Origin of the sequence: Paraglaciecola sp. (assembly GCF_030730205.1) — a bacterium.
Lineage (GTDB): Bacteria > Pseudomonadota > Gammaproteobacteria > Enterobacterales > Alteromonadaceae > Paraglaciecola.
Genome location: NZ_JANQVQ010000288.1, coordinates 71871 through 79885 on the forward strand (window position 1 = coordinate 71871; position 8015 = coordinate 79885).

Here is an 8015-nt window from a genome sequence, read left to right on the forward strand (position 1 = left end):
AGTTGGGTTAACTATGCCGCCCTGCCCTCTAGCCCTTACCAAGCAAATTGCCAAAAAATCACTGGTGGCAAGGCCTCTGGTATCATTAGCTTTGGCATTAAGGCGGACTCACCAGAGCAGAGTAAAATAGCAGGTGGCCGTTTTATCGATGCTCTGCAAATGATTTTACGCTTAGTGAATATTGGTGATGCTAAATCGCTGGCCTGTCATCCAGCAAGTACCACTCACCGTCAGCTCAGCCCTGTAGAGTTGGCGAAGGCGGGGGTATCAGAAGATCTTGTGCGCATATCGGTCGGTATAGAACATATCGATGACATCATTGCCGACGTCAGCCAAGCCTTAGACAAAGCCACGGCTTAATCGCGCATCACACTAAACGCCATCATTAGATGGGGTTTAGTGTTCATCGTGTGATGTAGAATACGAATCTAAATTCTTACAGCTTTAAATTTCCCTGAGCTATTTTCTAAACGCCGTTCCTGAAACAGTCAAATACCCAAGGACTTGCGGTTCAAATAACCAGCAAAATGTGTTTACTATAGTGCGTAACCAATCAACAAGTTGTTTGCCTATCTAACCCTAAAGGACACGAGCATGTTTGATCACAAAAAAGCCACCGAACTCGTCTTAACTTCCCTGGTCGCTGATACCTATTCATTGGGGCCGCATTGGATTTATGATGCCAAAGAATTAGATGCACTTGATATTGATTGGCAACAACTTAATGACGCAAAAGCGAAGTGGCATGAAGGAAAACATGCAGGTGATTTTACCCATTATGGTGACCAAACATTATGGCTATATGAGTTTTTACAAGACAAAAACCATTTTGATGTGGGTGAGTACATCGCATTTTGGCAAATAAAAATGGCCACTTACAATGGCTATATTGACGGGGCAATGAAAGGCACTTTGGAAAATATACAGGCCGGCATTACGCCAACAGGTTCATCTTCAACCGACACCTCTATTGTCGGCAGAATCGCCCCCTTATTGTTAGTATCAGACTCAAGACAAGGTTTTTTAGAAAACGTCGTGCTCTTTGTGAGCAGTACCCATAATGCAGATGAAATCATTGCGCCAGCGACCTTTTTTGCTGATTTATTAGTCGAGGTGCTCTCAGGCAAAGACGTCATTCAGGCTATTTCACAACTAAAACCGCAGTATAATACGAACATTCAGCGCTACGTTGAGCAAGGGATAAGATCATCCTCAGATGACACCATTGACGCTATACGAGAATTTGGCCCCGCCTGTGGAATTGAAGGCGGATTTCCGAGCATCATTCACCTGTTAACAAAGTACGATAAACTCGAAGACATGCTCATTGCTAATGCCAAAGCAGGGGGAGATACCAGTGGCCGAGCGATGATCGCTGCCATAATTTTTATGGCCCCAAGTACCAGAACAATAAATGATATCCCTTCAGCATGGTTAAGGTTAAATACTACCTTAGTATGAGCACTTTTCTTAAAACATATGGTGTTAGAGTCGATTAATACTGCCCTTACGCTGTCGAGTCCTTTATAATCGCGCCATATTGTAAAGAGAAAGATGACACATGTTCGAAGAACTCGATTTAGACGAAGATTTATGCCGTGCGGTAGCCGAATTAGGTTATAAAGAGCCTACCAGTATTCAGCAATTAGTGATCCCTGCGGCAATGGAAGGCAAGGATATTCTTGCATCAGCACCAACTGGCACCGGTAAAACCGCCGCATTTTTACTGCCTATTTGCCAATTTTTATTAGATTACCCTAGACGCGAACCGGGTTCAGCTCGTGTGTTGATTTTAAGCCCTACGCGAGAATTAGCCTTACAGATTTTTGAACAAGCCAAGGCCATTAGTAAATATTGTCCTCATATTAACTGTGGGGTTATTACTGGCGGCATCAACTACGGAACTGATTTAGATTTGTTAGAAGGCAACCTCGACATATTAGTCGCCACGCCTGGCCGTTTGTTCGAACATATCGAAACTGAAAAGTTTGATTGTCGCGATATTGAGTGTTTGGTGTTAGACGAAGCCGATCGCATGCTCGACATGGGTTTTTCTGCGGTAGTCAACCAAATTGCGGCTGAAGCTCGTTGGCGTAAACAAAGCATGTTGTTTTCTGCCACACTAGAAGGCAATGGTATCGCTCGTTTTGCCAATGAATTATTAAATGAAGCAGTAGAGCTAACTGCCGATCCAAGCCGAAAAGAAAATGCAAAAATTCATCAGTGGCTGCATTTAGCCGATGATGCAAAACACAAATATGCCCTGTTGTGCCATATTCTTACCCACCAAATTGAATCTGCCGTGGTGTTTGTCAAAACCCGCGATCGTTTAAACGAGCTTAAACAATTGCTTGAGCGTGATGGCTTTGCGGTGGCGTGGTTACAAGGTGAAATGCCACAAGATAAACGTAATGACGCAATGCGCCGATTCCGCGAAAAAGAAGTGAAAATTTTGGTGGCTACCGATGTTGCCGCCCGAGGTATCGACGTTGACGATATCAGCCATGTGATTAATTACGATATGCCTCGCACTGCTGATGTGTACGTGCACCGTATTGGTCGCACCGGCCGTGCTGGTAAAAAAGGCACCGCGATTTCGTTAATTGAGGCTCATGATATTGCCATAGTGCCTAAGATAGAACGTTACACTAAACAAGCCCTTAAACGCCGCGTGATTGATGAGCTTAGACCTAAACACAAAGAAGCCAAAATATCTAAAAAGCCAAAGTTAAGCGCTAAAGTGAAAAAAAGCTTGGGTAAAAAAGTCAAAACAAAAGCGAAAAAGAAAAAGGGCCGTGGGAAAAAATCCCCCGAGGCTTAAGGTTTCTTTCTAATACCCCCTTCATTAAAGGATAGTCGTGAGTCAAAAAGTCGTATTAGCCACCGGTAATAAAGGCAAAGTGAAAGAACTGAGTGATATGCTCAATGCTTTTGCTTTAGATGTTGTGGCGCAAAGTGAATTTGACATTGGTGACGTGGCCGAAACGGGCACCACCTTTGTAGAAAATGCCATCATCAAAGCGCGTCATGCTGCCCGTATAAGCGGATTACCCGCGATTGCTGATGATTCTGGCTTAGCAGTTGACGCGCTGGGTGGCGCACCTGGGGTGTACTCAGCTCGCTACGCAGGTGAGAAAGCTAACGATGATAGCAATATCATTAAATTACTGGCTGAGATGAAAGACGTACCCACAGCAAAACGCCAAGCCCGTTTTTTGTGTGTCTTGGTTTATTTGCGCCATGCAGATGATCCCACGCCCCTTATTTGCCAAGGTGAATGGCATGGCACAATAACAACCAAAGTGATGGGCGTAAACGGGTTTGGCTATGATCCAATCTTTTGGCTAGCTGAGCAAAATTGCAGCTCTGCTCAGTTGAGCCCTGAGCAAAAAAATGCCTTAAGTCATCGTGGTAAGGCACTAAAGTTACTCGTTCAGGCAATGGAAAGTCAGCTTGCTTAATACGACTATTCAGACACCGAGCCTACAGTTACCGCCGCTTTCTTTGTACATTCACATTCCGTGGTGTGTACAAAAATGCCCCTATTGTGACTTCAATTCTCACGGTCAAAAACAGCACGTTTTACCTGAAGCTGAATATGTGAGTCATTTACTAGCAGACTTAAGCACCGATGCTTTGCTAATTGGTGATAGAGCCATCCACAGTATTTTTATTGGGGGTGGTACACCGAGTTTGTTTAGCGCCCAAGCCATCGATAAACTCTTAGCTGGCGTACGACAACGCGTAAATGTACGTCCTGATGCTGAAATCACCCTAGAGGCCAATCCAGGCACGGTCGAAAGTCAACGTTTTGCTGACTATGTGCAAGCCGGTATAAATCGTATTTCTATCGGAGTGCAAAGCTTTCAAGCCGACAAATTACTTGATTTAGGCCGTATTCACGATGATGAACAAGCCCGTAAAGCAGCGAAAATTGCTCGAAGCGTGGGTTTAAATAGTTTCAACATTGACTTGATGCACGGCTTACCCAAGCAGCACTTAGTGGATGCACTATTTGATATTCAACAAGCGATTGAACAACAACCTCCGCATTTGTCTTGGTATCAACTGACCATCGAACCGAATACTCAATTTCACTCAAAGCCGCCCAAGTTGCCGCAAGATGAATTACTGTGGGATATTCAAGAACAAGGGCATGCCTTACTTGAGGCTGCAGGCTACGAACAATACGAAATTTCTGCTTACAGCAAAAAAGGGCAGCAGTGCCAACATAACCTCAACTACTGGCGTTTTGGTGATTATTTAGGGATTGGGTGCGGTGCCCATGGCAAAATCACTCACGCCGATAACAATCAAATATTGCGAACGGTTAAAGTAAAACATCCAAAAGGCTATATGGATTTGACTAAAGCTTACACCGTCAGTTCTCATGCTGTTGAGCCCAGTGACTTACCCTTTGAGTTTTTTATGAATCGCTTACGCTTGGTAGAAGCCTGTCCTAAAGCGGATTATACGCGCTATACCGGCCTCGCCATTACCCCAGATGTGCAAGATAATCTCGACAAGGCGATACAAAAAGGCTTGTTGTCAGAAACGCCTTCTCATTGGCAAGTGACACCCTTAGGTAGGCGGTATTTAAATACTCTGTTAGAAGTATTAGTGTGAGGTAAAGCCACTAGGGCTTATGAAATTGCCCCTAATGTAGATTTCTAGCCCTGTTTTCTCAGTTATCTGGAGGTAGTAATGCGATTTAAATCACTAACATTATTCTGTATCGCAGGCTTACTTTTCAATGCCAGCCTTTGTGCCCAATCCGTTGAGAGTATCAAGAGCAGTGTTGATGCGATCAATGACAGCCTATCAACAAGCAAACTCTCTGACGCACAGCAGGTCGCCGTCAAAGAACAGGTAGAGCACGCCCAAGCCTCGCTAAATGAAGCGGCAGCGGCGGAAAATCAGTTACTTCAATATGAAAATACCGCTGAAAACATCGATGAAAAACTCACAAAATTAGCCACTGAAACACAAAACATCAAGGCGGAGTCAGCCAGTTCACTGAAAAATCAGCCACTTGAGCAACTCGATAATAAACTCATGTTGTTGCAGGCAAAACAAACCAATATGCTCACGCAATTTGATGAACTGCAGCAACAAAAAACCCTCTTGAGCCGCCGCCCTAATGCCATAAGCGACGAGTTAAATTCTACAAAAAATGAAATCGACCTAACGGTTGAGGCCTTAGACAAAAAGCCAGTTGGTAATGATGAACTGGACGTACAAAGTCATATTGTAGCGCTGCAGGCCAAACTGCTAAATTTGCGCAGCAAAGTGGCTCTGCTAGAGCGTGAAGTCGCCACCATTCCCGCTAGACAAGCTTTGGTAGACGCCCAAGTTGCCCAACTAAAAAAGCAATTGGAAGTGGGTGAAATAGACATCCAACAAGTTCAAACTCAACTTGAAAAACAGCGCACCACTGGGGCTAATCTCGCTATCGAAAATGCCAAACGGGATGTGCAACAAACTGAAGGTTCAAGCGTATTAAATACCATTGCGAAAGAGAATCTTAGCCTGGCCAACAATTTACAAACGATTGTACTGAACACTCCGCAAATTGATGACAACAGCTTACGATTAAGGCAACAACAGCAAAACATTAAACAATCATCACAGATTGTCAGCCAAATTTTAGCTACCGGGCAAATTACCGACGAGCTTGGCATATTATTACACCGCCTACGGTCTGGCTTACCGCAAGAAAGTCCACTTAGTAATCGTTTAGAAAATATCAATGAAGAAATTGTAAAACATCAACTTAACCTGATCGTTTGGCAAGATAACCTGCGCACGATCAACGAAACAAAGCCCTACATAGCGCTTGTATCAGCCAAAAAAAGTAGCGCCCTCAGCACAGATATTAACAAGCTATCTCAACAGGAAATCAGTACTTTAGGGAGCTTAAAGACGTCTCAAGCGGTTTTACTCCAGCAGTTGATAGACGCCGCTAATAATCAACTTGAAAATTTGGTCGACGAAAAATTAATGATTGTTGACGTTAAAAACAGTACCGCTGAACTAAAAGCCCTTCTTGATAGACGTTTGGTATGGCTCCCCTCTTATACACAGCTTGCCGATAACGTACTGCCTTATTTGATGACGAGCTTGCAATGGTATGCCGACAGCGCAGCATGGGCGCAAGTGGGTCATGACCTTTGGCAAGGCATCAATAAAAATACCCTTTTAAGCCTAGTGGCGGTATTTTTATTTGCCCTATTACTATTACTTCGCCCTATATTAAAAAAATCCTTGGGCCGCTTAAGTATGCATATTGGCAATGTAGGTAAAGATACCCATTGGGCAACGCCTTTAGCCCTATTCGAAACTATTATACTGGCGCTACCGTTACCTTTGGCGATTGGCGCGATTGCCGGATTAATCAGAGCCGGCGCCGACGACAATGTATTTTCAAATGCGATAGTGACCGCCTTAGCTGCTGTTTCAAGCTTAAGCTTAACCTTGTTATTTTTTCGCTCGATGTGCCGTAAAAACGGGATTTTTGTTGCACATTTTGCATGGAGTGATAAAGCTCGTGCCAAACTAGGTGAACTTTTAACGTGGTTTGCCTGGTACCAAGGACTAGCCACCTTTATCTTTGCTTCTGCCATGGCCAGCAATCAAATAGAATTGCGCTACGGCATAGCCATCTTCGCGTTTATTACGATGTCATTGGGTATTGCTATATTTAGTTTTAGCTTTTTCAAACCCAAAACTGGCGTAGCCGTTAATATCGTTGGCCATAGCCCTAAATCGCTGCTGTCGCAACTGGCCTTTCCCGTCATGGTTATCGCGCCAGTTTTAATCGGATTAATGCCCCTTATTGGCTTTTTTGATACCGCTGTTGAGCTGCTCACAAAGCTGTTTCAATCAGGTGTGGCACTCATTTTTGTCTCCATATTTTATGGTATTGCCATGCGGGTTTTAATGGTGGCTTACCGCCGTTATTTATTGCGTAAAGCCAAAATTCGCCGTGCTAAACAAGAAGCCCAGCGCGCTCAACAAGAAGAAAAAGCGGCCAGTGGAGAAGCGGTTCCCGAACTTATTCCTGACAGCCCCAGTGATAATCAAGAAGCCGAACGCAAAATGCGAAAGAGTGCGATGGGCTTATCAAGTTTACTTTTTATCGCCGGTTTATGGTTTATCTGGTTACCCCTGCTACCCGCCCTTGGTATCGTCAACGAAATTGTTTTGTGGCAAAAAGACATGACGGTGGATGGTATTCCGAGCAGCGAAGATGTGACGCTATGGAACATTATCGTTTCGTTACTCTTTTTACTGGGGGGCTTCATCGCGGCTCGAAACGCCAGAGGCATGCTGGAGATCAGCTTTTTCGACAAAGTCAGTCTTGACCCAGGAGCCCGTTATGCCGCAGTGACTATTTTAGGTTATGTCATTATGGGCACCACACTGGTATTGGGTTTAAGTCAACTCGGTATCGATTGGTCTAAATTACAGTGGATAGTGGCAGCGCTCGGTGTAGGGCTCGGCTTTGGTTTACAAGAAATTGTGGCCAACTTTGTCTCTGGTTTAATTATTTTGTTTGAACGCCCGGTCAGGGTCGGCGATACCGTTACCATTGGTGATTTAAGTGGTACGGTAAGTAATATCAAAATTCGAGCGACGACCATTACCGATTTTGATAATCGAGAAGTCCTTTTGCCGAATAAATCGATCATAACCGAGAACGTCACGAACTGGACACTACATAATCCAGTAACACGACTCGTAGTTAAAATAGGCATTGCTTATGGCTCAGATACTCGAGCGGCAAAAGACCTGTTACTTGGTGTACTTGAGTCGCATCCTGACGTGCTAACCAACCCAGCCCCAAGCGTATTTTTCACCAACCATGGTGAAAGCTCATTGGATTTTGAATTACGTATTTTTGTCGACAGCCCGGCAAAACGGCTGCCGGTGACCCATGAGATCAATACCTTAATTAACGAAGCTCTTAGCCAAAATGGCTTTGAAATTCCCTTCCCACAACGCGATATTCATAT

General features: G+C 44.3%; 6 protein-coding genes. All 6 read left to right on the plus strand.

The window, feature by feature from the left end; genetic code table 11:
• Positions 1-360, plus strand: a 360-nt coding sequence (locus NWQ57_RS18485) for a PLP-dependent transferase (RefSeq protein ID WP_306023648.1), incomplete at its 5' end; no start/stop codon positions are given.
• Positions 361-594: 234 nt separating this feature from the next.
• Positions 595-1461, plus strand: coding sequence for an ADP-ribosylglycohydrolase family protein (locus NWQ57_RS18490; RefSeq protein ID WP_306023649.1), 867 nt, complete (start codon positions 595-597; stop codon positions 1459-1461).
• Positions 1462-1561: 100 nt separating this feature from the next.
• Positions 1562-2821 carry an ATP-dependent RNA helicase SrmB gene (gene srmB / locus NWQ57_RS18495; protein ID WP_306023650.1) on the plus strand — a complete coding sequence of 420 codons (1260 nt, stop codon included), beginning with the start codon at positions 1562-1564 and terminating at the stop codon, positions 2819-2821.
• 37 nt (positions 2822-2858) lie between these two features.
• Positions 2859-3461, plus strand: coding sequence for an XTP/dITP diphosphatase (locus tag NWQ57_RS18500; RefSeq protein WP_306023651.1), 603 nt, complete (start codon positions 2859-2861; stop codon positions 3459-3461).
• Positions 3454-4626 (plus strand): radical SAM family heme chaperone HemW, encoded by a 1173-nt coding sequence (gene hemW / locus NWQ57_RS18505; RefSeq protein WP_306023652.1) that lies wholly within the window; start codon positions 3454-3456, stop codon positions 4624-4626. The genes NWQ57_RS18500 and hemW overlap by 8 nt, the downstream gene beginning before the upstream one ends.
• 78 nt (positions 4627-4704) lie before the next feature.
• Positions 4705-8015, plus strand: a 3311-nt coding sequence (locus NWQ57_RS18510; RefSeq protein ID WP_306023653.1) for a mechanosensitive ion channel domain-containing protein, incomplete at its 3' end; no start/stop codon positions are given.

Bases quoted from the DNA above. Each gene is read 5' to 3' on its own strand.
- NWQ57_RS18490 (WP_306023649.1), top strand. From the start codon at position 595: ATGTTTGATCACAAAAAAGCCACCGAACTCGTCTTAACTTCCCTGGTC.
- srmB (WP_306023650.1), top strand. From the start codon at position 1,562: ATGTTCGAAGAACTCGATTTAGACGAAGATTTATGCCGTGCGGTAGCC.